We start from the raw sequence: 21,629 nt of genomic DNA on the forward strand, positions 1-21,629 counted from the left end.
TTCGTTTTGCTTGAATGAACCGGCAAATTCGCCAAAACTGATTGTTAGGGACTGTCCTGCGCAGCCACCAGAATGCGGGTGTAGGGATGCGCCGGGTGGTTCAGGATCTGGTCCACCGGGCCGGATTCCAACACCTCGCCGTCCTTCATGACCATGACCTGGTGCGCCATGGCGCGGATCACGTCCACATCGTGGGTGATCAGCAAATAACTGAGGCCGCGTTCGCGCTGAAGTTTTTGCAGCAGTTGCAGCACCTGTTTCTGGATGGTTACATCGAGCGCGCTGGTCGGCTCGTCGAGCACCAGCAACTGGGGATTGACGATCAAGGCCCGCGCGATGGCCAGCCGCTGCCTCTGGCCGCCTGAAAACTCGTGCGGATAACGCTGCAAAAGTCCGGGAAACTGCGTCTCGCCGAGGCCGACATCGGCGAGCGCCGAAATGACCCGCTCGCGCCGACCGTCCCGTTGGAGGTCCGGTTCATGAACCAACAAGCCCTCACCGACGATTTCCTCCACCGTCATGCGCGGCGACAACGAGGAATAAGGGTCCTGAAACACCACCTGCACCATCTGGCGTATGGCCTTGTTGCCAGCAGCGTCCGGACCCCACCGGCGCCCGACCACGTCCAGCCTGCCCGCATAGGGAAGCAGGCCCAAGGCGGCCATGGCCAGCGTGGACTTGCCCGAGCCCGACTCGCCCACCACACCCAGGGTACGGCCGGGCTCAACGGAAAAAGCGGCCCCCTTGACAGCCACGAACTCGCCCTTTTTGAACCAGCCACGGATGCCGGCAAGGGGGGTCGGATAAGTTACCCGCAGATCATGCCCCTGCATCACCGGTGCAGCCGCCGCGGCCGCCGTCTCCGAGACATCCCGCTGCGGCCGGCTGTCGATGAGCTTGCGGGTGTAGGCGTGCTGCGGCTGCGAGAACACCGCGTTGACCGCGCCGCTTTCAACCAGGTGACCGTTTTCCATCACCGCTACCCGGTCGGCAAAACGCCGCACCAGGTTCAGGTCGTGGGTGATCAGCAGAACAGCCATGCCGGTCTGACGCTGCAGGTCGGCCAGCAGCTCCAGGATTTGCACCCGCAGTGTCACATCGAGGGCGGTGGTGGGCTCGTCGGCCAGGAGCAGCTTGGGACGCCCGGCCAAAGCCATCGCAATCATGGCACGCTGACGCTGACCGCCCGACAACTGGTGCGGATAGGCCTGGGCGCGGCGCGCCGGTTCCGGAATGCCGGTGGCAGCCAGCGCTTCAATCGCCGAGTCCCAGGCCTGGCGGTTGGACAGTCCCTGTTTGAGCTGCAACACCTCGGCAATCTGGTTGCCCACGGTGTACAGCGGATTCAGGGCGGTCATGGGCTCCTGAAAAATCATCGCGATCTCGCGGCCACGGATGGTACGCAGCTCGCGCTCTGAAATCGACAACAAGTCAAGGCCGGTGAGCGCCGACGGGCTGCCCCTAGGCGCTAAAGCCCCCTCGGGGGGCAGCGAAGCGTGGGGGCCCTGAGACCGGGGCTCGGCGCCAGAAAGCAAGGCGGAGCCGGAGATCTCGGCGTTCAGCACCAGCCGCAGCAGCGCCAGCGCCGTGACGGTTTTGCCGGAGCCGGACTCACCCACCAGTGCCAGCTTTTCGCCGGGCTTGATATGGAAATCCACGCCGTGAACGACTTCCTTGCCTCCAAATGAGACGCGCAAGCCCTTGACATCAAGCAGTGGTGTCGGTCCAGCCATCACTTGTCAGCCTTTCTCGGGTCAAGGGCATCACGCAAGGCGTCGCCCATGAAGGTCAAGAGCAGGAGCGTGATGACCAGCACCGCAAAGGTCGACAGCGAAATCCACCAGGCGTCGATGTTGTTTTTGCCCTGGCTCAGCAACTCGCCCAGCGAGGGCGTACCGGGAGGCACTCCCAGGCCCAGGAAGTCCAGCGAGGTCAGTGCCAGAATCGCGCCGCTCATGCGAAACGGCAAAAAGGTGATGACCGGCGTCATGCTGTTGGGCAGGATATGGCGCCACATGATGCGGCCATTGCTCACACCCAGAGCGCGCGCTGCCTTGACGTACTCCATTTGCCGGTTGCGCAGGAATTCAGCACGCACGTACTGCGACAGGCCCATCCAGCCGAACAGTGAAAGCAATACCAGCAACAGCGTCACGCTGGGCGCGAAGATGGCACTGAAGATGATCAAAAGGTACAACTCCGGCATGGCGTCCCAGATTTCGATAAATCGCTGGAAGGCCAGGTCGATCTTGCCGGCAAAGAAGCCCTGAATCGCGCCGCTGATCACGCCAATCAGCACACCAATGGCGGTGAGCGCCAGCGCAAACAGCACCGACAGCCGAAAGCCATAAATCAGCTGCGCCAGCAAATCGCGCCCGCGGTCGTCCGTGCCCAGCAGGTTGTCGCGCGTGGGTTTGGAAGGATTCGGCTCCTTGGCAAAGTAGTTCAGCGTTTTCGGACCATAGGGATTGGACGCGTAAATCGCCCAGTTGTCCCCTTTGGACAATTGCTCGCGAATAAAGGGATCCAGAAAATCGGTGGGTGTTTCGAAGTCCCCGCCAAAGGTTTTTTCGGGATAAGTGGTGGCTATGGGGAAGTAAAACTGGCCCTTGAAATGCACCACCAGCGGCCTGTCATTGGAGACCACTTCGGCAAACAGGCTGACGAACAGCATCAGGCTGAACAGCAGCAAGCTCCAGAAGCCCAGGCGGTTGCGCTTGAAGCGTCGCCAGGCCCGCTTACTTGGGGAGAGATGAACCGGGTGTTCCACCGGGCCATCGCGGAGCTGGCTCTGCCCGTCCGCAGGTGGCGTCTCCCTGGGGGGAAGACCGCCGGAGGCGGCTTCTGGGGGGCTAGTCAAATCTGACACGCGGGTCCACCAAAACATAACCGAGGTCGCTGATCAGCTTTGTTATCAAACCGATCAGCGTGAACAGGTACAGCGTGCCCAGCACCACGGGGTAGTCGCGCCGGATCACGCTTTCGTAACTCAGCAATCCCAGTCCGTCGAGCGAGAACAGGGTTTCAATCAGCAATGCGCCAGTGAAAAAAGCGCCCAGGAATGCCGCCGGAAAGCCGGCGATGATGGGCATCATGGCGTTGCGCAACACATGCTTCCAGAGCACCTGCCGCTCGGACAGGCCCTTGGCACGCGCCGTCAGCACGTATTGCTTGCGGATTTCTTCGAGGAAGGAGTTTTTGGTCAGCATGGTGGTGACGGCAAAGCTGCCCACCACCATGGCCGTGATCGGCATGGCGATGTGCCACAGATAGTCCACGATGCGCGCGCCCCAGCTGAGCTCTTCCCAGTTGCTGGAGGTCAGCCCACGCAGCGGAAACCACTGCAGCTGGCCGCCAAAAACCACCAGCAAGGCCACGCCCAGCACAAATCCGGGGATCGCGTAACCGACCAGCACCAGCAGCGTGGTGACCAGGTCAAAGCGCGAGCCCGCCCGCACCGCCTTGGCCACACCCAACGGCACAGCGATCAGGTAGCTGATGAAAAAAGTCCACAAGCCCAGGCTGATGGACACCGGGAGTTTTTCCACAATCAGTTGCCACACGTCCTTGTTCTGGAAAAAACTCCTGCCCAGATCAAAACGGGCGTACTGGCCCAGCATCTGCCAGAAGCGCTCATGCGCAGGCTTGTCAAAACCGTAGAGCGCCTTGATCTGCTCGAGCTTTTTGCTGTCCACGCCCTGCGCGCCGCGGTAGCTCAGACCCCCACCCTCGGTAGAGCCACCCGCGCCTGCTTTGGCTTCGGCCATGTATTGCTCCACCGGCCCGCCGGGCACAAACTGGGTAACGATAAAAGTCACCAGCAATACGCCCAGCAAGGTGGGGATCATGAGCAGCAGGCGTTTGAGGATGTAGCTGGCCACTATTTCTTGCTCCACCAGGTGTCAATGGCCCAGGCCTCGCTCTGCGCGTAAGGCGGGCTCACTGGCGGCAGTGCCAGCCGCCAGGCGTTGTAGGCAATGCGGTGGGTGCCCGCCGTCCACTGCGGAACCAGGTAGTGGCTGTGCGCGATGATGCGCTCCAGCGCGCGGCAGGCCGGCACCAGGTCGGACTTGCTTTTGGCGCCGGTCATACGCGACACCATGTCGTCCACCGCCGGATTTTTAACGCCTGCATGGTTGCCGGAGTCCTCGATGTCGGCTGCCTTGCTGCCAAACAGGTCGGCGAACTCCTGGCCCGGCGTATGGGTGCCCTGATAGGCCAGGGAGGTGATCTCAAAATCAAATTTTTGCAGGCGCTGCTGGTACAGGGCAAAGTCCACCTGCCGGAATTTGAGCTGCACGCCCAGTTTCTCCAGGTTGCGCATCCAGGGCGCAATGGTGCGGGCGCCACCCTCGTTGCTGTCCATGTATTCCAGTGAGAAAACCTCGCCTTTCGCATTGCGCAGAACGCCGCCCTGCACTTCCCAGCCGGCTTGCCTGAGCAGCTCGCGCGCCTTGCGCAGATTGCCGCGCAGCGAAGAATCGCCATCGGTGCGCGGCGGCACGTACATGGGGCCGAACACCGCCTCGGGCACCTTGCCGCGCCAGGGCTCCAGCAAGGCCAGTTCCTCGGGGCCGGGTGAACCAGTGGCCTGGCAGTCGGTGTTGCCAAACAAGCCCGCCACGCGCTGGTAGGAGTTGTAGAATATCTGCCGGTTCATCCACTCGTAGTCGATGGCCAGACCCAGCGCCTCCCGCACTCTCACGTCCTTGAGCTTGTCCTTGCGGGTGTTGAGCACGTAACTCTGAAAACCTGAGGGCAGCTTGTGCTTGAACTCCCCCTTGACAAGCTCGCCCGTGTCAAAACGCTTGCCGGTGACGCGCCGGGTCCAATCCCCCGCCGAAAAAAAACGCATCAGGTCAAACTCGCCGGCCTTCAGGGCCTCCAGCCTCGCTGTGTTGTCCTTGTAGATCTTGACGGTGATGCGCTCGAAATTGGCGGTGCCACGGCGCACGTTGAGGTCACGCGCCCAGTAGGTGGCATCACGCACGTAAGTGATGTCCTTGCCAAAACGCACCGGGCCGATCTTGTAGGCACCGCTGCCAATCGGAATGTCCATCACCACCTGGTCAAACTGCTTTGGTTTGCCGTTTTCCATGCCCCACTTGCGGCTGAACACCGGCAAGCCGCCAACGGTCAGGGGAATCTCGCGGTTCAGGCGCTTGAAGCGGTAACGCACGGTGCGCTCGTCTACCACGTCCAGACCCGCCACGTCTTCCAGCGCCGTTTTGTAAGCGGGTGAGGTGTAGGGGCCTATCAGTGTGTCGTAGCTGTGCTTCACGTCTGCGGCCAGCACCGGGTCACCGTTGTGAAAACGCGCTTCCTTGCGCAGCCGAAAGGTGGCCGACAAGCCGTCGGGCGCCACTTCCACGTCCTCGGCCAGCAAACCATAGCCGGCGCCGGTTTCATCCAGCGCGCCCGCCAGCAGGCTGTCGAACATCAGGCCCGAGAGATAGGCCGGCGCCGAGCCCTTGATGGTGAAGGGGTTGTATTTGTCGAAGGTGGACACGCGCAGGTTGGAGACCAGACGCAACTCGCCGCCTTTGGGAGCGGCCGGATTCACATAGGCAAAATTCCCAAATCCGGGCGGATACTTCAGGTCACCCCACAGGGCATATCCATGCGCCGCCCAGGACGGCGCAGCCACAAGGGCAAACCACATCGGGAACAGCGAGCGCACAAAAATCCGCATGCGACAATTCTGCATCAACTCTCACTGGAAACACTCATGGGCTTTCTCTCCGGCAAAAAACTGTTGATCACGGGCGTGTTGTCCAACCGCTCCATCGCTTACGGCATCGCCAAGGCCTGCCACGCCCAGGGCGCCGAACTCGCCTTCAGCTACGTCGGCGAGCGTTTCAAGGAGCGCATCACCGAGTTCGCGGCCGATTTCAACTCCACCCTGATTTTTGACTGCGACGTTGGCAGCGACGAGCAGATCGCCAAGATGTTTGCCGACCTGTCGCAGACCTGGCCGAGCTTCGACGGCTTTGTGCACAGCATCGGCTTCGCCCCGCGCGAGGCGATTGCCGGCGACTTCCTCGACGGCCTGAGCCGTGAGAGCTTCCGCATCGCGCACGACATCAGCGCCTACAGCTTCCCGGCCATGGCCAAGGCCGCCCTGCCCCTGCTCAACCCCAAGTCGGCGCTGCTGACCCTGAGCTACCTGGGCGCGCTGCGCGTGCTGCCCAACTACAACACCATGGGTCTGGCCAAAGCTTCGCTGGAAGCCAGCGTGCGTTACCTGGCCGAGTCGCTGGGCAGCAAGGGCACCGGCATGCGTGTCAACGGCATCAGCGCCGGCCCGATCAAGACACTCGCCGCCAGCGGCATCAAGGACTTCGGCAAGATGCTCAAGGCCACGGCCGCCGCCCCGATCCGTCGCAATGTGACGATTGAAGATGTCGGCAACGTCGCCGCCTTTTTGCTCAGTGACCTGGCCGCCGGTGTCAGCGCCGAAATCACCTATGTAGACGGCGGTTTCAGCCAGGTGGTGGGCGGTATTGGCGATCCGTCCGAGGCTGCATGAGCAAAATGCCAGCGTGGCGTTGCGCCTCATTTGCTATTGAATTAATAGCTGTTGGCGCCCGCCTGGTATGGGCCAGAGGCCTAAAAGACTTAAAAATCGGGATCCCGAATTTTTTCTAGCTGACGAACTGCGTATCAGGCCAAAAACAAAGCATCAAATTGGCGTCTAGCCCATGGGACGCGGGCGTGCGTAGCTCCTGAAAACATAGCAATTTGAAGCTGCCGGGATCAATCCCGGCGCCAGTATTCATAGGTCCAGGCGGTCTGAAACCCCGCCCGCCGGTACAGCGCCTGCGCCGCCGTATTGCCCGCCTCCACCTGCAAAAAGCAGCGCTCCAGGCCGCGCGCGGCGGCCGCATCGGCCAGCGCAGCGAGGATGCGCCCGGCCATGCCACGGCCGCGCCACGCCGGTGCCGTGCGCATGCCGTGCACGCTGACCCAGCCGTGGGAAAAAGCAGCCGAACCAGCCGCGATGGTGTGACCGTTCTCACGCACGCTGGCATACAGCGACCCCGGCGCGCGGCTGAGCGCCGCCACACGGCTGGCGCCGTCCACCGGATCACCCCCCTCGCCCAGAAACAAGGCGGCCCAGGCCGCATCCGGCGTGGTGGCGATGTCGGCCGGCGAGCGGACGCAAGCCGCGCGCATGGCGCTGACCGTGCCCAGTTGCACCTGCGTGGGACTTCGGGCGCCAAGGCCTCGCAGCGTCAGTTCGCGGCGTAGAGCGTCAAAACAAAGCAGCGTCGGCAGGCGAAAAAGCGGGGCCATGCCATGGGCGGCGTAACGTGCCTCGATCTTGCCGACGACGGCCTCATCACAGGCCGCGTGTTGCAGAGGGACAGCGCTTTTGGCGCGGTTCACACTGCCGCGATCAAAAGCCAGCAGCCAGCCGTCAAGCTCTTCGACAGACTCCGGCGACACGGCCGAGGCGGTTGCCCGCTCTATGCCCCCGACATCGTGGCCAGGCCTGGCAGCCGGACCACCGGAGGCGATCACTCTTTCACGCAGTCGGCGTAGTAATGCTTTTTGCCGCTGTCGTCTTCCACTTCAACCAGACCGTGAATGTCGGTCTCGAAACCGGGACACTGGGCGTTGAACTCGCGCGAGAACTTCAGGTAATCAACAATTTTCTTGTTGAACACCTCGCCGGGAATCAGCAGCGGGATGCCGGGCGGGTACGGTGTGACCAGGCCCACCGTGATGCGGCCTTCGAGCTTGTCGATCTCAACACGTTCGGTCTTGTGCAGCGCGATATGCGCATAGGCGTCGCTGGGTTTCATGGCTGGCGTCAGGTCGCTCAGGTACATGTCGGTGGTCAGGCGCGCAATGTCGTACTTGGCGTACAGGTTGTGAATGTGGTGGCACAGGTCGGCGAGACCCATCTTCTCGTAGCGCGGAAACTTCTGGCAGAACTCGGGCAGGATGCGCCACATCGGCTGGTTCTTGGCGTAGTCGTCCTTGAACTGTTGCAGTGCGGTCAACATGCTGTTCCAGCGGCCCTTCGTGATGCCGATGGTGAACATGATGAAAAAGCTGTACAGGCCGGTTTTCTCCACCACCACCCCGTGTTCGGCCAGGAACTTGGTGACGATACTGGCCGGAATGCCGGTTTTGGCGAACTTGCCGTTGAGGTCCATGCCGGGCGTGACGATGGTCGACTTGATTGGATCCAGCATGTTGAAGCCGGTCGCCATCTTGCCGAAGCCGTGCCAGTTGACACCGGCCTTGGCGTTTTTGGACTCGCCCTTGATGATCCAGTCTTCCGAACGGCCTATGCCCTCGTCCACCAGTTTGTCCGGGCCCCAGACCTTGAACCACCAGTCGTCGCCATATTCCTCATCGACCTTGCGCATGGCACGCCGGAAGTCCAGCGCCTCGGCAATACTTTCTTCCACCAGCGCGGTGCCGCCGGGCGGCTCCATCATCGCGGCGGCCACGTCACAACTCGCAATGATGCTGTACTGCGGGCTGGTACTGGTGTGCATCAGGAAAGCCTCGTTGAAGAGGTGGCGGTCCAGCTTGACGGTCTGCGAGTCCTGCACCAGCACATGGCTGGCCTGGCTGATGCCGGCCAGCAGCTTGTGGATGGACTGCGTCGCGTAGACCATGGCCTGTTTCGGCCTTGCGCGTTTCTTGCCCATCGCGTGGTAACTGCCATAAAACGGGTGGAAGGCGGCGTGCGGCAACCAGGCCTCGTCGAAATGCAGGTTCTCGACATAGCCGTCGAGCATGCCCTTGATGGTTTCGGTGTTGTAGAGCACGCCGTCGTAGGTGGACTGCGTGATGGTCAACACGCGCGGCTTGACCTTTTTTGCATCCACGCCCTTGAGCAGCGGGTTGGCCTTGATCTTGGCCTGGATCGAGGCTTGCTCGAACTCTTCTTTCGGAATCGGGCCAATGATGCCGAAGTGGTTGCGCGTCGGTTTCAGGAACACGGGAATAGCCCCGGTCATGATGATGGCGTGCAGGATGGACTTGTGGCAGTTGCGGTCCACCACCACCACGTCGCCCGGCGCCACCGTGTGGTGCCAGACCATCTTGTTCGAGGTCGAGGTGCCGTTGGTGACGAAGAAGCAGTGGTCGGCATTGAAGATGCGCGCAGCATTGCGCTCGGAAGCGCCGACCGGGCCATCATGGTCCAGCAATTGACCCAACTCCTCGACCGCGTTGCAGACGTCGGCGCGCAGCATGTTCTCGCCAAAAAACTGGTGGAACATCTGCCCGACCGGGCTTTTCAAAAAGGCCACGCCGCCCGAATGCCCCGGACAATGCCAGGAGTAGGAGCCGTCCTCGGCGTAGTCCAGCAGCGCCTTGAAAAACGGCGGCTGCACGCCTTCGAGGTAACTCTTGGCCTCACGGATGATGTGGCGCGCCACGAACTCGGGCGTGTCCTCGAACATGTGAATGAAGCCGTGCAGCTCGCGCAGGATGTCGTTCGGTATGTGGCGCGAGGTTTTGGTCTCGCCGTAGACGTAAATCGGCACGTCGAGGTTTTTACGCCGCACCTCTTCGATGAAATGGCGCAGATTCAGCACGGCGGGGTCGAGGTCCGGGCCGGGCGTGAACTCCTCGTCGTCAATCGACAGGATGAAGGCACTGGCACGGCTTTGCTGCTGCGCAAACTGCGACAGGTCGCCATAACTGGTGACGCCCAGCACTTCAAAGCCCTCCGTTTCAATTGCCTGGGCCAGCGCACGGATGCCCAGGCCAGAGGTGTTTTCGGAGCGGAAGTCTTCGTCGATGATGACGATGGGGAAGCGGAATTTCATCAAGAGGCCTTTGCCTGGAACTGCCAAAAAAATCGAATCAGGGCCGAAGTGTAAGGATATTTGGTGAACGGCGAGCCGGCTTGGCCTTGCCGGGGGCGGGTTAAGCTTGCCAATTCACGCTTCTGGCCCAAAATGTGGCTTTTACGAAACGCAGGGAGGAACCCGATCATGAGCGAATCAACCCTCTGGTGGTTGCTGGCCGGCGGCGCTGTCGCGCTGGAGCTGGTCACCGGCACCTTCTATCTGCTGATGCTCGCTGTGGGTATGGTGGCCGGCGCGGTGGCAGCCCATCTGGGCGGATCGGTGATGGTGCAAATTGTGGTTGCCGCGGTGGTCGGCGGCGGAGCGGTCGCCGTCTGGCACTGGAAACGCAGCAAGGACCCGCAACCCGCTGCTGCCAACGCCAACCGCGATGTCCAGATGGACATTGGTGAAACCGTCCACGTGCAGCAGTGGAATGAAGATGCCACCGCCAGCGTCAAATACCGGGGCGCTCAATGGACCGTGGAACTCGCAGACCACGAAACCACACCTCAGCCCGGCCTGTTCAAGGTCAGGCAACTCAACGGCAACCGCCTGGTGGTCGACAAGGCCTGACACATCCTCCCTGCCCCGGATGGCAGCGCCCCTTTTTTGTTTCAACGGAGAACTTCATGGAAATCGCACTCGTCATTTTGGTGATTGCCGTCATATTTATCGCACGCAGCATCAAGGTCGTGCCCCAGCAAAACGCCTGGGTGGTCGAGCGGCTGGGCAAGTTTCACGGCAGCCTGACGCCGGGCCTGAATTTTTTGATCCCCTTCATTGACCGCGTTGCCTACAAACATTCGCTCAAGGAAATCCCGCTGGACGTACCCAGTCAGGTCTGCATCACGCGCGACAACACCCAGTTGCAGGTCGATGGCATCCTGTACTTCCAGGTGACCGACCCGATGCGCGCCAGCTACGGCTCGTCCAACTACATCGTCGCCGTGACGCAACTGGCGCAGACCTCGTTGCGCTCTGTGATCGGCAAGCTGGAGCTGGACAAGACCTTTGAAGAACGCGACATCATCAACGCCCAGGTGGTGGCCGCGATCGACGAGGCAGCGCTGAACTGGGGCGTGAAGGTGCTGCGTTATGAAATCAAGGACCTGACACCGCCGAAAGAAATCCTGCACGCGATGCAGTCGCAGATCACCGCCGAGCGCGAAAAACGCGCGCTGATCGCCGCCTCTGAAGGTCGTCGCCAGGAACAGATCAACATTGCCACCGGTGAGCGCGAGGCCTTTATCGCCCGGTCAGAAGGTGAAAAACTCGCTGCCATCAACAATGCCCAGGGCGAAGCCTCGGCCATCACCGCAGTTGCCGAGGCCAATGCGCGCGCGATTGAAGTTGTGGCGGCAGCCATTCGCCAGCCTGGCGGCGAAATGGCCGTTCAACTGAAAGTGGCTGAAAAAGCCGTGGAAGCCTATTCGCGCGTTGCTGCCGACGCCACCACCACATTGATCGTGCCGAGCAACATGACCGAAGTCTCGGCGCTGGTCGCCTCGGCCATGAAGATGGTCCAGTCAACGGGCAAGCCAGCCTGACACGCCTTCTGACATGACCACCAAAAACGTGCTGGGCACCGAACTCGTGCCCTGCTCCTACGATCCGCTGACCGGCTATTTTCGTGACGGTTGCTGCAACACCGACGCGTCCGATCTGGGTTCCCACCTCATTTGCGTGCGGGTCACGGCGACTTTTCTGGCGTTCTCCCGCGCGCGCGGCAACGATCTTTCTACACCCCGCCCTGAGTACCGCTTTGCCGGCCTGCAGCCAGGCGACCGCTGGTGCCTGTGCGCCAACCGCTGGCGCGAAGCCCTGGAAGCCGGCGCAGCACCGCCCGTGGTTCTGGAGTCAACCCACATCAACGCGCTGGAATTTGTGAGCCGGGTGCAGCTGGAAAAACACCGTTTTCACAACGTCACCCATTAACCCCAGGTCAGCGCTGCTACAATCTGAGACTTCGCGGAAGGGTGGATGAGCGGTTTAAGTCACACGCCTGGAAAGCGTGCGTGGGGTTATACCCACCGCGGGTTCGAATCCCGCCTCTTCCGCCAAAAAGTCTCTGTTTCCGTGAGTTTCCAACACGGTGGTCATACTCCTGAAAACCCAGCCTGTCTGGGTTTTTTTGTTTGCGAATCGGCCGCGTCTTACACGCACTCGGGCCTTTGCACGCCGTTTCTTACTTTCACAGCCGATAGACTGCAGCAATAAGAGGAAGGATGTGTCATGAGTCAAAAAGATGAGAGGGAGAAGCTGCGTCAGGATGCGCTTGATCGCCTGTACGTGGTGGATACGCTTGAAGAACAAGCCTATGACGACATCACACGCCTGGCTGCCGATGTATGTGGCACACCCATCGCGCTGATCTCCCTCAGTGACCATGAACGGCAGTGGTTCAAATCGCGTGTAGGCCTGCAAGTGCAGGAAATGCCCAGGGAAAACAGCTTTTGCTCCCATACCCTGCTGGCACCCCAGGAAGTCATGGTGATTGAGGACACGGCCAAGGATGGCCGGTTTGCCAGCCATCCGCTGGTCACCGGAGACCCTCACATACGGTTTTATGCTGGTGCGCCGCTCTTGACCCAAGCCGGGCATTTCATGGGCGCCATCTGCGTGATCGACACCGTGCCCAGGCAACTCGATGCAGAACAACTGCAAACCCTTCAGTTCATGGCACAACAGGTCATGGTCATGCTCGAAAGCCGGTTGCCGCTAGCGACGACGCCAGTCAATACCCCGGATTGACAGCAGCCAAAAAAAAGCCACCTCACGGTGGCTTTTTTGCTGCGCCAGGAAATTTATTCCAGAGCGGTTTTCTTGCCTTCCTTGTAGTTGTACAAGGTGATGGCCGGGTTCTTCAACTCGCCATTGGGCTGAAACTCGATGGTGGTGGTCACGCCCTTGAAGCTGGTCTTGATCAGCTCGGGGGTGTAAACCTTGGGGTCGATGGAATTGGCACGTTTCATCGCGTCAACCAGCACAAAGGTCGCGTCATAGGTATACGGGCTGTAGACCTGGAACTGGTTCGGGTACTTCTCGTCGTAGCGTTTCTTCCACTCGGCGCCGCCTGGCATCTTGGCCAGTGAGGCACCGCCTTCGGCGCAGATCACGTTGTCCAGGGTCTTGGCGCCGCCGGCGAGTTTGGCGATCTCGGAAGTGCAGATGCCGTCGCCCCCGAAGTACTTGACTTTGCTCATGCCCAACTGCTCCATCTGGCGCAGCATCGGGCCGGCCTGCGGATCCATGCCGCCGTAAAACACAGCGTCAGGACCTTTGGCCTTGATGGCGGTCAGAATGGCCATGAAATCAGTGGCCTTGTCGGTGGTGAACTGCTCGTCCACCACGGTCATGCCTTTTTCCTTGGCGGTTTTCTTGAAGATGTCGGCAACGCCCTGGCCATAAGCGGAACGGTCGTCGATGATGGCGACTTTCTTCAGCTTGAGCGTGTCGGCGGCATAAAACGCCAGACCGGCACCCAAAGCCAGGTCATTGGCAATGATGCGGTAGGTGGTTTTGTAGCCTGGCTTGGTCAGGTCGGGGTTGGTGGCGGCACCGGTAACGTGAGGAATACCGCAATCGTTGTAGACCTTGGAGGCAGGAATGGTGGTGCCTGAATTGAGGTGACCGACCACGCCGGCGACCTTGGAGTCGCACAGTTTCTGTGCGGCTGCGGTGCCCTGTTTTGGATCAGCTGCGTCATCTTCAGCGACGATTTCAAAAGTGGCTTTTTTGCCGCCGATCATGACGCCCTGTTTGTTCAGGTCTTCAATGGCCATGCGCACGCCATTTTCATTGTCCTTGCCGTAGTGGGCTTGAGCGCCTGAAACGGGGGCAACGTGGCCGATCTTGACGACGAGCGTATCACCGGCGGGGGCGGCAGGCGCCGCAGCGACCGGAGCAGCAGGTGCGGTGGCAGCGGGTGCAGCTTCCTCTTTTTTGCCGCAGGCAACTACCAGCGTGGCGGCCAAAGCGACCGCAGTCCATTTCATTTGCATAAATACACTCCAATTAGGAAATTATCGTTAAAGGTTGAGACCAGTTATTTTTGCTCAACGGCACAGAACATATCGCAATTTTCGCGCCCGCACCATAGCAAGCTGCCCTAGGACCCGGCACATATCGGCCCAAAACTGGCGGGGCCGTCCATACAAATGGTTACGTCGGCTGCCGTTCTGACCACTGGCTGGCCAATTCCTGCTCAAACGCCTGGTTCACCGACTGGCGTACAACAATCTCGATCTCGTCACGCAAACTTGGGGCCAGCGCCTGGGTATGTTCCAGCACCAGTCGCCCCACGGTCTCACGCAGCAGCCTGTCCAGCGTCAGGTCAACGCGTTGCATCACGCGGTGGACCATCTGTTCCTGAAGATTTTTCATGTCCGGTTCGCCGGGACCCGGTGTGTCCACCGCCAAGTCCTGAGCCCGCACCGGCTGAACAATTTCTGTCAGCGTGGGCACAAATCGCGGTGACGGCGGGGTGCGGTTCATGGCCTGGTCTCCTGGGCGAGATCATGGCGTTTCATCGCATAACCGCGGTCGGTGTAATGCTTCCAGCGGGTGCGCGCCGCTGCCCGGTCGTCGTCGACCAGCGTGACCAGTTCGATAAAACGTTCGAAGCGTTCAAACCCGGTGGGCACCTGCTGCCCAAGGTTCACCAGCACCTCGTGGTGCGGACAGGCATCCAGCTCGCCGGCCAGCAGCACGGGGCTCGCAGCCACTGTTTCCGCCGCTGCACCCAACTGGCAATGCGGCACGAATTCAAGCGCGGAAAAGGTCCACAGCAACTGATCCAGCCGGTCCAATGTGTCCGCCTCCCCCGTGACCACCACGCGCGCGCCGCTGCCCCAGGCTTTGCGCAGCAGGCGGCAGCTGTACTGCAGCTTGTCCGGCACGTTGAAATGAAAGGCGACTTCGGTCATGCGCGTGAACTGACCCGTTTTTTGGGCGCCGGCCTGGCCGGCAGAACCTGGCTCAGCAGAAAATCGACCAGCAGCGGCACCGGCCGGCCGGTCGACCCCTTGGCGGCGCCGCTTTTCCAGGCGGTGCCGGCAATGTCGAGATGCGCCCACGGAAATTTACCGGCAAACCGCTGGAGAAACTTGGCCGCGGTGATGGCGCCGCCAGCGCGGCCAGCCACGTTGGCCACGTCGGCAAAATGGGTCTTCAGGCCATCGGCATATTCGTCGTCCAGCGGCATGCGCCAGCACAGGTCCAGCGAGCTGTCACCGGCTGCAGCCAGCGACTCGGCCAGCGCGTCGTCGCTGGAAAACAGGCCGCTGCGCACGCCGCCCAGCGCGATCACGCAGGCACCGGTCAGGGTGGCGATGTCCACGACCGCGCGTGGCTTGAAGCGCTCGGCGTAGGTCAGGGCGTCGCAGAGCACCAGCCGCCCTTCAGCGTCGGTATTGAGAATCTCGATGGTCTGCCCGCTCATGCTGGTGACCACGTCGCCGGGTTTGATGGCGCGACCATCCGGCATGTTTTCGCAGGCCGGGATCAGACCAACGACGTTAAGCGCCGGCTGCAACTCGGCCAGGGCCCGGAAGGTACCGAGCACGCTGGCGGCCCCACCCATGTCGTATTTCATCTCGTCCATTTCGGCGGCCGGCTTGATCGAAATGCCGCCGGTATCGAAGGTGATGCCCTTGCCGATCAACACCACCGGTGCCTCGGTTTTTTTGCCGCCGTCGTAGCGCAGCACGATAAAACGCAGCGGTTCTTCTGACCCCTGGGCAACGGCCATGAACGAGCCCATGCCGAGTTTGGCCACCTCGCGGGGCCCCAACACCTCGGTCCTGATGCCCGGCAGCTTGCCCAGTTCCTTGGCGGCTTGCGCCAGCAGGGTCGGGGTGGCATGGTTGGCGGGACGATTGGCCCACTCACGGGTCAGCGCCAGACCTTTGGCCAAACCCACGCCCTTGTCAAAACCTGCGCGGCTGGACGCCAGCGCAGACACCACCAGCACCACCCGCTGCAGCTTCTGTTCAGGCGGTTTTGACTTGGTGGTGCTGTATACATAACAGGCATCGGCGCAGGCCAGCACCGCCGCACGAACGGATTCGTGATCGGCCTTGGACAAGCCCACCAGGCTCAGCAGTACGCGCCGGACATGGGTGGTTTTCAGCGCTGACATTGCCGCGTGAACAGCGGTACGTATGCTTTTGGTGCCGCCATCGCCGGCGCCGGCCAGCAGCAGCCGGGTAGCGCTGATGCCTGCGGGGCGGTAGGCGCTGAGCAACTTCCCGGCCTTGGCTTCAAAGTCGCCTGACTTGATGGCCAATGACGTCAGCGTGGACACCGCGTCGCTGCCGGCGGCGGCGTCACCGCCGACAAGCACGATCAGCGCGTCACATTTTTCAGCGCAAATGCGCGCAGGGGTCAGGGTTTTAAGTTCAAAGTCCATAATTGGGGGGTTCGCGCGGCAAGCGTCGTTGGCAAGCGTGGGTTGTCAGGCAAAAAAGGCACAGTTTCAGGCAATGTTATTCCAATCTTCGATCCGCAAAGAGCTGGCGCGCAGTTTCGGGGCGACCCTTGTGGTTTTGATGACCATCGTGATCACCATCATCCTGATCCGGACGCTGGGTCAGGCCTCGCGTGGCAGTGTGAACCCGCAGGATGTGATGATGGTCATGGGTTACACCGCGCTCGGGCGCCTGCCCATCATCCTTACGCTGTCGCTGTTTGTTGCCATGGTCAGCACGCTGTCACGCATGTACCGCGACAGTGAAATGGTGGTCTGGTTCGTCAGCGGCCGCGGCCTGGGCTTTTTCCTGGTGCCCCTGTTCCGGTTTGCCTGGCCGGTGTTGCTGGTGATCACGCTGATGTCCTTGTTTGTCTGGCCTTGGTCCAACCAGCAGGCCCAGGACATGAAGGACCGCTACGAGCAGCGCGGCGATCTGCAACGCGTCTCGCCCGGCCAGTTCCAGGAGTCGTCCAGCGGCAACCGGGTTTTCTTCATTGACCGTGACACCACCGAGGGAAAAACCAGCAACAACGTGTTTATTGCGTCGACAGAAAAGGGCAAAAACTCGGTCACCACCGCACGCGCGGGCCGCATTGAAACCATAGGCGACTCCCAGTTTTTGCTGCTCGACAACGGCCAGCGGCTGGAAAGCACGATAGGCAAGTCGGCCCTGAAAATCACCGAATTCGAGGAATACGGCAGCAAGGCCGGTGACAGCGCGATGGTCAATGGCGCCAACGTGCCCGAAAAATCCAAGTCCACACGGGAACTGTTGCGTACACCCACCCGTGGCAACCAGGGTGAACTGGCCTGGCGAGTGGGCATGGCGCTGGCGGCCATCAATTTTGTTGTCATTTCCCTGGCGCTGGCCAGCGTCAATCCGCGCGCGGGGCGCAGCGGCAACCTGATCTTTGTGCTGTTTACTTTTGTGGTTTATCACAACCTGCTGAACCTCGGCCAAAGCTGGATCACTGTCGGTGCCGCCAATCTTGGCCCCTTTCTCCTTGCCTTGCACGGAGGCGCTTTGCTGCTGGCAGTGGCCTGGCTCTCCAAGCGCCACCTGAACTGGACGCTCAAGGGGGCCGCCAGCCGGCAACGCAAACGCCAGTCCAACCGCCAGGAAAACAGAAAGGCCGCTGCGTGAAAACCATTCGCCGACTGATTTATGGCGAGGTGCTGGGCTCCATCGCCTTTGTGGCCGCCGGTTTTCTCGCGCTGTTTTTCTTTTTCGACCTGGTGGACGAGTTGCAGTACCTCGGCAAAAACGCCGCGGGCGCGATCAGCTCGGACGAGAACACCTACCAGATCAGGCATGCGCTGCTGTATGTGGCGCTGCTGATTCCCAGCCACCTGTACGAGCTGGTGCCGATCTCGGTGTTGATTGGCACCATCTTTGTGATGGCGCGGCTGGCGCAGAGCTCGGAGTACACCATCTTGCGCACCAGCGGCCTGGAGCCCTGGCGCGCCCTGCGCCTGCTTCTGGCGCTGGGCGCGTTTTTTACCGTCCTGTGTTTTGCCATTGGTGACTACCTGGCGCCTGCCGCCGACCGCAGCGCGCAATTGCTGAAGGCGCGTTACCAGGGCCGCATCACGATCGGCCAGACCGGCGCCTGGCTCAAGGAAAAACAGGCTTACAACAGCTACGTGGTGAATGTCGGGGCGCTCTCGTCCAACAACGAAATGCAGGCTGTGCGCGTTTTCGAGTTCGACAACAAGGGGCTGTTGGTGTCCATCACCCAGTCACCGCTGGCCAGGTTTGGGGCGGATGCGTCCTGGCAATTCGAGGGCGGCACCCGCACCGACTTCACCGTCAAGGCAGGACAGGCCACGCCCACTGACACTGGCCGCGACTCCGCGCAGATCACCATCAACAAGATCGAACGGTTTCGCTGGCCAACCGACATCAGCGCCGAGATGGTCTCGGTCGCCGTGCTCAAACCCGAACGCATGAGCACGATCGATCTTTTCACCTACATCCGGCACCTGAACGCCAACGGCCAGACCGCCCAGCGTTACGAGATCGAGTTCTGGAAAAAAGTCTTTTACCCGCTCAGTTGCCTGGTCATGGTGGTGCTGGCCCTGCCCTTCGCTTACCTGCACTTTCGCAGCGGCGGCATCGCCGGCTACGTGTTCGGCGGCGTGATGATCGGCATCAGCTTCTTCCTGCTCAACAACGTGTTTGGTTATATCGGCAACCTGCAGAGCTGGCGGCCCTGGCTGGCGGCTGCCGCCCCTGGCTTGCTTTATATGGCGATCTCGCTCGGGGCCTTCGGATGGCTGGTGTTGAGGCGCTGATGGACAGACTCGGCATCATCTTGTTCGCGCACGGCTCGCGCGACCCGCTGTGGCATGTCCCCATCGAAGCGGTGGCGCAAGCCATCCGGGCCCGCGACAGCCAGGCGCTGGTCTGCTGTGCCTATCTGGAGTTGAGCACCCCTGACTTGGCGCAGGCCGCTGCAGATCTGATCGCTGCTGGCGCGCGGCAATTAAAGATTTTTCCGCTGTTTCTGGGTGTTGGCAAACACGCGCGCGAGGATCTGCCGCGCCTCGTCGCACAGCTTCGTAGCCAGCACCCCGAGCTGGTACTGGAGCTGATGCCGGCCGCCGGCGAACACCCTCAATTGACCGACCTGATGGCCAGCATTGCGCTGTCCTGATGGGAGGCACCTTGGCCAACGGGGTCGCTTGAATTTATCAATTCGGTCCATCTCGTTAGGCTGAAAAGGGCATAATAAAATAAACAATTAGCCCGAATAACATATGAATCTCCACCAATTCCGCTTCGTTCAGGAAGCCGTCCGGCGCAACCTCAACCTCACCGAAACCGCGCGCTCCCTGCACACCTCGCAGCCCGGCGTGTCCAAGGCCATCATCGAACTGGAAGAAGAACTGGGTGTCGAGATTTTTGCGCGCCACGGCAAACGGCTCAAACGCGTGACTGAGCCGGGTGAACACGTCATCAAAAGCATCGAGGTGATCCTGCGCGAGGTTGGCAATTTGCGCCGCATCGGCGAGCAGTTCTCGGCACAGGACAATGGCACGCTGTCGATTGCCACCACCCATACCCAGGCGCGTTATGTCTTGCCGGTGCCTGTGGCGAAACTGCGCGAAGCTTTTCCCAAGGTCAACGTCAGCCTGCACCAGGGCTCGCCTGACCAGGTCGCGCGCATGCTGATCGACGAGGTTGCCGAAATCGGCATTGCCACCGAATCGCTGGCGCAGTACGAAGAACTCGTCACCCTGCCCTGCTACGAATGGCAGCACATGCTGGTGATGCCGCTGGACCATCCGCTGGCCAAACAGGAACACATCACGCTGGAAGACCTGGCCGAGCAACCGCTGATCACCTACCACCCGTCCTTTACCGGCCGTACCAAGGTCGACCAGGCGTTTGCCGCCAGACGACTGCAGCCACGCATTGCGCTCGAAGCGATTGACTCGGACGTGATCAAGACCTATGTCCGCCTCGGCCTGGGCATAGGCATCGTGGCCGAAATGGCACTCAAGGACGACGGCACCAACAGCGATCTGCTGGCGCGACCGGCGGGCGCGCTGTTTGGGGTCAATGTCGCCCGCGTGGCCTTCAAACGCAGCGCTTACCTGCGCAACTTTGTCTATAAGTTTGCCGAGCTGCTCAGCGACAAACTCGACCGCACCGAGATCACCCGCGCCATGAGCCGCCGCCACAACGACATCGACCCTTGACACCCATGAACACCACAGCTACGAGCGAATACACCCCGGCCCTGCAAACCAAACTGCCTGCGGTTGGCACGACCATCTTCACCGTGATGTCGACGCTGGCGTCCGAAAAAGGCGCCGTCAACCTGGGCCAGGGCTTTCCCGACTTCGACTGCGACCCCCGGCTGGTGGGCGCAGTCACCGACGCCATGACCCGCGGCCTGAACCAGTACCCGCCCATGACCGGTGTGCCGGTGCTGCGCGAAGCGGTTGCTGCCAAGCTGCAAAAGCTGCATGGCCGCAGCTATGACGCAGGCAGCGAGATCACCATCACCGCTGGCGCCACCCAGGCCATCATCACTGCCATCCTGGCCGTGGTACACCCCGGAGACGAAGTCATCGTGCTGGAGCCGTGTTATGACAGCTACGTACCCAACATCGAACTGGCCGGCGGTATCGCTGTGCGTGTGCCGCTGGTGCCCGGCAGCTTCCGGCCCGACTTTGACAAAATCGCCGCCGCCATCAATGGCAAGACGCGCGCCATCCTCATCAACTCGCCGCACAACCCCAGCGCCACCGTCTGGACCCGCGAGGACATGCTGCGCCTGCAGGAGATCCTCGCGCCGACCGAGGTGCTGCTGATCAGCGACGAGGTGTATGAACACATGGTCTTCGACGCCGCGCAGGGCCGGGTGCACGAAAGCGCCGCGCGTTTCCCCGGTCTGGCCGCGCGCGCCTTCATCGTCAGCAGCTTTGGCAAGACCTACCACGTGACCGGCTGGAAGGTCGGTTATGTGGCGGCGCCGGCAGCGCTGACAGCGGAATTCCGCAAGGTGCACCAGTTCAATGTCTTCACCGTCAACACCCCGGTGCAGCATGGCCTTGCCGCCTACATGGCGGATGCCAGCCCCTACCTGGACCTGCCGGCGTTTTACCAGCGCAAGCGCGACCTGTTCCGCGCTGGCCTGGCCAACACCCGCTTCAAACTGCTGCCCAGCGAAGGCAGCTATTTCCAGTGCGTGGACATCTCGGCGGTCAGCGACCTCGGTGAAGCCGACTTCTGCAAATGGCTGACCACCGAGATCGGTGTGGCCGCCATTCCGCTGTCGGCGTTTTACGGCAAGGGTTTCGACCAGCGGGTGGTGCGCTTCTGTTTTGCGAAGAAGGATGAGACGCTGAACCTGGCGCTGGAGCGGCTGGCCAAGCTCTAATCGGCTATCAAATTAATAGCTATTAACGGCCGTTGGGTATGGGCTAAGGGCTCATTTCATTCAAAAAACCGACCCGGAACGTAGCTAAAACCTTTTTCAAGCATCACGCTCTTTTGCGTCTCGCGCCAGGGCAGTGGTTTCAACTCCCCACTCCCTCCCCCCCGCCCCTCCCTCGCCCCGCTGGGCGATGGCGGGGAGCCTCATTTGGCCGCGTGTGCTGCGCTCGCGTGCAAACATGACTGTCTGTTGGGATTCCCGTGCTTGAAGCGCGTCGCGCTTCAAGCACTCCGGATTCCTCTTCGGATGTTGGTTTTATTCCCCCACCCGTCGGGCTGGGCCGAGGAGCACAGGCAAAAGCGGATCAGGGCTTGCGATTGTCTGAGGTTCTATATTTTTCGTCAAACTGGCTTGGGCACCAATCGCGTCGGATCGAACACCTCGTTGCCT

The 21,629-nt window shown here is 61.2% G+C and carries 20 protein-coding genes and 1 tRNA gene; 11 read left to right on the forward strand and 10 right to left on the reverse strand.

Annotation, left to right across the window (positions count from 1 at the left end):
• Nucleotides 1-44: 44 nt before the first annotated feature.
• From ACH2CW_RS09035 to ACH2CW_RS09050, 4 genes are read right to left on the reverse strand one after another with little or no spacing between them, the layout of a single operon-like run.
• Entirely contained in the window at nt 45-1,733 is a 1,689-nt protein-coding gene (locus tag ACH2CW_RS09035; RefSeq protein WP_395057264.1) for an ABC transporter ATP-binding protein, read from the reverse strand.
• Nucleotides 1,733-2,869: an ABC transporter permease gene (locus tag ACH2CW_RS09040; RefSeq protein ID WP_395057266.1), complete on the reverse strand. Its 1,137-nt coding sequence runs from the start codon at nt 2,867-2,869 to the stop codon at nt 1,733-1,735. The genes ACH2CW_RS09035 and ACH2CW_RS09040 overlap by 1 nt, the downstream gene beginning before the upstream one ends.
• Nucleotides 2,853-3,881: a microcin C ABC transporter permease YejB gene (locus ACH2CW_RS09045; protein ID WP_395057304.1), complete on the reverse strand. Its 1,029-nt coding sequence runs from the start codon at nt 3,879-3,881 to the stop codon at nt 2,853-2,855. The genes ACH2CW_RS09040 and ACH2CW_RS09045 overlap by 17 nt, the downstream gene beginning before the upstream one ends.
• On the reverse strand, nt 3,881-5,692 hold the full coding sequence (locus tag ACH2CW_RS09050; RefSeq protein ID WP_395057268.1) for an extracellular solute-binding protein: 1,812 nt from the start codon (nt 5,690-5,692) through the stop codon (nt 3,881-3,883). Before ACH2CW_RS09050 ends, ACH2CW_RS09045 begins: the two co-directional genes overlap by 1 nt.
• 36 nt (nt 5,693-5,728) lie before the next feature.
• On the opposite strand from ACH2CW_RS09050, the gene fabI reads away from it, so the two are divergent.
• Complete coding sequence (fabI, locus tag ACH2CW_RS09055; RefSeq protein ID WP_395057270.1) at nt 5,729-6,529, forward strand: enoyl-ACP reductase FabI; 801 nt, start codon at nt 5,729-5,731, stop codon at nt 6,527-6,529.
• A gap of 227 nt (nt 6,530-6,756) precedes the next feature.
• Here fabI and ACH2CW_RS09060 read toward each other — a convergent pair whose 3' ends face one another.
• Together ACH2CW_RS09060 and ACH2CW_RS09065 are read right to left on the reverse strand one after the other, a co-directional pair.
• Nucleotides 6,757-7,524: a GNAT family N-acetyltransferase gene (locus tag ACH2CW_RS09060; protein ID WP_395057272.1), complete on the reverse strand. Its 768-nt coding sequence runs from the start codon at nt 7,522-7,524 to the stop codon at nt 6,757-6,759.
• Nucleotides 7,521-9,797: an Orn/Lys/Arg decarboxylase N-terminal domain-containing protein gene (locus ACH2CW_RS09065; RefSeq protein WP_395057274.1), complete on the reverse strand. Its 2,277-nt coding sequence runs from the start codon at nt 9,795-9,797 to the stop codon at nt 7,521-7,523. Before ACH2CW_RS09065 ends, ACH2CW_RS09060 begins: the two co-directional genes overlap by 4 nt.
• 168 nt (nt 9,798-9,965) lie before the next feature.
• Between ACH2CW_RS09065 and ACH2CW_RS09070 the strand changes: the two genes are divergently transcribed.
• From ACH2CW_RS09070 to ACH2CW_RS09090, 5 genes are all read left to right on the forward strand, one after another.
• Entirely contained in the window at nt 9,966-10,394 is a 429-nt protein-coding gene (locus tag ACH2CW_RS09070) for an NfeD family protein (RefSeq protein WP_395057276.1), read from the forward strand.
• 56 nt (nt 10,395-10,450) lie between these two features.
• Entirely contained in the window at nt 10,451-11,368 is a 918-nt protein-coding gene (locus ACH2CW_RS09075) for an SPFH domain-containing protein (RefSeq protein ID WP_395057278.1), read from the forward strand.
• A 13-nt stretch (nt 11,369-11,381) separates the two neighbouring features.
• Nucleotides 11,382-11,756: a DUF2237 family protein gene (locus ACH2CW_RS09080; RefSeq protein WP_395057280.1), complete on the forward strand. Its 375-nt coding sequence runs from the start codon at nt 11,382-11,384 to the stop codon at nt 11,754-11,756.
• A gap of 35 nt (nt 11,757-11,791) precedes the next feature.
• A tRNA-Ser gene (locus ACH2CW_RS09085) sits at nt 11,792-11,881 on the forward strand.
• A gap of 172 nt (nt 11,882-12,053) precedes the next feature.
• A complete protein-coding gene (locus ACH2CW_RS09090; protein WP_395057282.1) occupies nt 12,054-12,572 on the forward strand; it encodes a GAF domain-containing protein in 519 nt (172 codons plus the stop codon).
• Between the two features lie 53 nt (nt 12,573-12,625).
• Here ACH2CW_RS09090 and ACH2CW_RS09095 read toward each other — a convergent pair whose 3' ends face one another.
• The 4 genes from ACH2CW_RS09095 to ACH2CW_RS09110 form a co-directional block, all read right to left on the reverse strand.
• Entirely contained in the window at nt 12,626-13,822 is a 1,197-nt protein-coding gene (locus tag ACH2CW_RS09095) for a branched-chain amino acid ABC transporter substrate-binding protein (protein ID WP_395057284.1), read from the reverse strand.
• A 160-nt stretch (nt 13,823-13,982) separates the two neighbouring features.
• On the reverse strand, nt 13,983-14,315 hold the full coding sequence (locus ACH2CW_RS09100; protein WP_395057286.1) for a hypothetical protein: 333 nt from the start codon (nt 14,313-14,315) through the stop codon (nt 13,983-13,985).
• Entirely contained in the window at nt 14,312-14,746 is a 435-nt protein-coding gene (locus tag ACH2CW_RS09105) for a DNA polymerase III subunit chi (protein ID WP_395057288.1), read from the reverse strand. Before ACH2CW_RS09105 ends, ACH2CW_RS09100 begins: the two co-directional genes overlap by 4 nt.
• Nucleotides 14,743-16,230, reverse strand: coding sequence for a leucyl aminopeptidase (locus ACH2CW_RS09110; RefSeq protein ID WP_395057290.1), 1,488 nt, complete (start codon nt 16,228-16,230; stop codon nt 14,743-14,745). Before ACH2CW_RS09110 ends, ACH2CW_RS09105 begins: the two co-directional genes overlap by 4 nt.
• 73 nt (nt 16,231-16,303) lie before the next feature.
• Between ACH2CW_RS09110 and lptF the strand changes: the two genes are divergently transcribed.
• The 5 genes from lptF to ACH2CW_RS09135 all read left to right on the forward strand — a co-directional run bounded on the left by lptF (nt 16,304) and on the right by ACH2CW_RS09135 (nt 21,182).
• Nucleotides 16,304-17,434: an LPS export ABC transporter permease LptF gene (gene lptF, locus ACH2CW_RS09115; RefSeq protein WP_395057292.1), complete on the forward strand. Its 1,131-nt coding sequence runs from the start codon at nt 16,304-16,306 to the stop codon at nt 17,432-17,434.
• Nucleotides 17,431-18,585 (forward strand): LPS export ABC transporter permease LptG, encoded by a 1,155-nt coding sequence (lptG, locus tag ACH2CW_RS09120; RefSeq protein WP_395057297.1) that lies wholly within the window; start codon nt 17,431-17,433, stop codon nt 18,583-18,585. The genes lptF and lptG overlap by 4 nt, the downstream gene beginning before the upstream one ends.
• Nucleotides 18,585-18,947 carry a sirohydrochlorin chelatase gene (locus tag ACH2CW_RS09125; RefSeq protein ID WP_395057299.1) on the forward strand — a complete coding sequence of 121 codons (363 nt, stop codon included), beginning with the start codon at nt 18,585-18,587 and terminating at the stop codon, nt 18,945-18,947. Before lptG ends, ACH2CW_RS09125 begins: the two co-directional genes overlap by 1 nt.
• 103 nt (nt 18,948-19,050) lie before the next feature.
• A complete protein-coding gene (locus ACH2CW_RS09130; RefSeq protein WP_395057300.1) occupies nt 19,051-19,995 on the forward strand; it encodes a CysB family HTH-type transcriptional regulator in 945 nt (314 codons plus the stop codon).
• A 5-nt stretch (nt 19,996-20,000) separates the two neighbouring features.
• The gene (locus tag ACH2CW_RS09135; protein ID WP_395057302.1) at nt 20,001-21,182 is read left to right on the forward strand and encodes a pyridoxal phosphate-dependent aminotransferase; all 1,182 of its coding nucleotides are present in this window, start codon (nt 20,001-20,003) and stop codon (nt 21,180-21,182) included.
• Nucleotides 21,183-21,629 lie beyond the last annotated feature (447 nt).

Source organism: Polaromonas sp. (assembly GCF_043778355.1).
GTDB lineage: Bacteria > Pseudomonadota > Gammaproteobacteria > Burkholderiales > Burkholderiaceae_C > Polaromonas.

What these genes read in the sequence shown, in the direction of transcription:
- ACH2CW_RS09035 (WP_395057264.1), bottom strand. Translation starts at nt 1,733, where the DNA reads ATGGCTGGACCGACACCACTGCTTGATGTCAAGGGCTTGCGCGTCTCA.
- ACH2CW_RS09050 (WP_395057268.1), bottom strand. Translation starts at nt 5,692, where the DNA reads ATGCGGATTTTTGTGCGCTCGCTGTTCCCGATGTGGTTTGCCCTTGTG.
- fabI (WP_395057270.1), top strand. Translation starts at nt 5,729, where the DNA reads ATGGGCTTTCTCTCCGGCAAAAAACTGTTGATCACGGGCGTGTTGTCC.
- ACH2CW_RS09065 (WP_395057274.1), bottom strand. Translation starts at nt 9,797, where the DNA reads ATGAAATTCCGCTTCCCCATCGTCATCATCGACGAAGACTTCCGCTCC.
- ACH2CW_RS09070 (WP_395057276.1), top strand. Translation starts at nt 9,966, where the DNA reads ATGAGCGAATCAACCCTCTGGTGGTTGCTGGCCGGCGGCGCTGTCGCG.
- ACH2CW_RS09075 (WP_395057278.1), top strand. Translation starts at nt 10,451, where the DNA reads ATGGAAATCGCACTCGTCATTTTGGTGATTGCCGTCATATTTATCGCA.
- ACH2CW_RS09080 (WP_395057280.1), top strand. Translation starts at nt 11,382, where the DNA reads ATGACCACCAAAAACGTGCTGGGCACCGAACTCGTGCCCTGCTCCTAC.
- ACH2CW_RS09090 (WP_395057282.1), top strand. Translation starts at nt 12,054, where the DNA reads ATGAGTCAAAAAGATGAGAGGGAGAAGCTGCGTCAGGATGCGCTTGAT.
- ACH2CW_RS09095 (WP_395057284.1), bottom strand. Translation starts at nt 13,822, where the DNA reads ATGCAAATGAAATGGACTGCGGTCGCTTTGGCCGCCACGCTGGTAGTT.
- ACH2CW_RS09100 (WP_395057286.1), bottom strand. Translation starts at nt 14,315, where the DNA reads ATGAACCGCACCCCGCCGTCACCGCGATTTGTGCCCACGCTGACAGAA.
- ACH2CW_RS09105 (WP_395057288.1), bottom strand. Translation starts at nt 14,746, where the DNA reads ATGACCGAAGTCGCCTTTCATTTCAACGTGCCGGACAAGCTGCAGTAC.
- ACH2CW_RS09110 (WP_395057290.1), bottom strand. Translation starts at nt 16,230, where the DNA reads ATGGACTTTGAACTTAAAACCCTGACCCCTGCGCGCATTTGCGCTGAA.
- lptF (WP_395057292.1), top strand. Translation starts at nt 16,304, where the DNA reads ATGTTATTCCAATCTTCGATCCGCAAAGAGCTGGCGCGCAGTTTCGGG.
- ACH2CW_RS09125 (WP_395057299.1), top strand. Translation starts at nt 18,585, where the DNA reads ATGGACAGACTCGGCATCATCTTGTTCGCGCACGGCTCGCGCGACCCG.
- ACH2CW_RS09130 (WP_395057300.1), top strand. Translation starts at nt 19,051, where the DNA reads ATGAATCTCCACCAATTCCGCTTCGTTCAGGAAGCCGTCCGGCGCAAC.
- ACH2CW_RS09135 (WP_395057302.1), top strand. Translation starts at nt 20,001, where the DNA reads ATGAACACCACAGCTACGAGCGAATACACCCCGGCCCTGCAAACCAAA.